Raw genomic sequence first — 1,079 nt, 5'->3', positions numbered from 1 at the left:
TCCGGGGTGCTCAACTCCGTGCACGCCTTCGCCACCGATCCGCAGCGGGGCATGTTCATCCTCGCGCTGCTGGTGATCGTGGTCGGCACCTCGCTGGCGATCTATGCGTGGCGGGCGCCGCGGCTCGCCGGCGGCGGGCGCTTCGAGCTGCTCTCCCGGGAGACGCTGCTGCTGCTCAACAACGCGGTGCTCACCGTGGCCGCGGCCACGGTGCTCGCCGGCACGCTCTACCCCATGGCGACGGACGCCCTCGGGCTTGGCAAGATCTCGGTGGGTCCGCCGTACTTCAACACCGTGTTCATCCCCCTGATGCTCCCGCTGCTGGCGCTGCTCGGGGTCGGCGTGCTGGTCCGCTGGAAGCGCCACGATGCCCGCGGGCTGCTGCACACCCTGCGCTGGGCGGCGCTGGCCGCGGTGATCGCGGCGGTGGTGACCGCGTGGTGGTTCACGGGCATGCATCCGATGGGCGTGCTGGGCGTGGCGCTCGCGATCTGGATGCTGTGGGCCAGCGTGCAGGCGGTGATCGAGCGCGTGCGTGGCCGCCGGGACCGGGTGCGCGCCCTGCGCGGGATCCCCCGCGGGTTCTGGGGCATGACCCTGGCGCATACCGGCCTTGCGGTGTTCGTCCTCGGTGTCAGCGCGGTGGGCAACTTCGACTGGCACAGCACGCTCCGCCTCGCCCCCGGGGAGTCCTACCAGGCCGCGGGCTACACCTGGCGGCTGGAGGACGTCTCCACGGTGGAGGGGCCGAACTATACGGCCAAGCAGGGTACGGTGGTGATCTCGCGTGACGGTGAGGTGGTTACCACCCTGTACCCGCAGAAGCGTCGCTACCCGTCCTCCGGGATGCGCGTGATGACCGAGGCGGGGATCGACGGCGGCCTTGTCCGGGATCTCTTCGTCGCCCTCGGCAAGCCCCGCGAGGACGGCAGCTGGACACTGCGCGTGCAGTACAAGCCCATGCTCCGCTGGGTCTGGTACGGGGCGCTGATCATGGCCGTCGGTGGTCTTCTCGGTGCCACCGATCCGCGTTACCGCCGTCTGCTCGATCGCGAGCGCCGGGCGGCGCTGGCCCGCGG

The 1,079-nt window shown here is 71.2% G+C and carries 1 protein-coding gene; it reads left to right on the top strand.

Going from position 1 to position 1,079, the window contains the following annotated elements:
- A partial coding sequence (locus G7A99_RS25410) for a cytochrome c-type biogenesis CcmF C-terminal domain-containing protein (RefSeq protein WP_305792317.1) occupies positions 1–1,079 on the top strand: 1,079 nt, incomplete at both ends.

It is taken from the genome of Arhodomonas sp. KWT, from assembly GCF_010993615.1.
The sequence above is the reverse complement of the archived record's forward strand: the minus strand, read 5'-3'. Positions and strand labels throughout refer to the sequence as shown.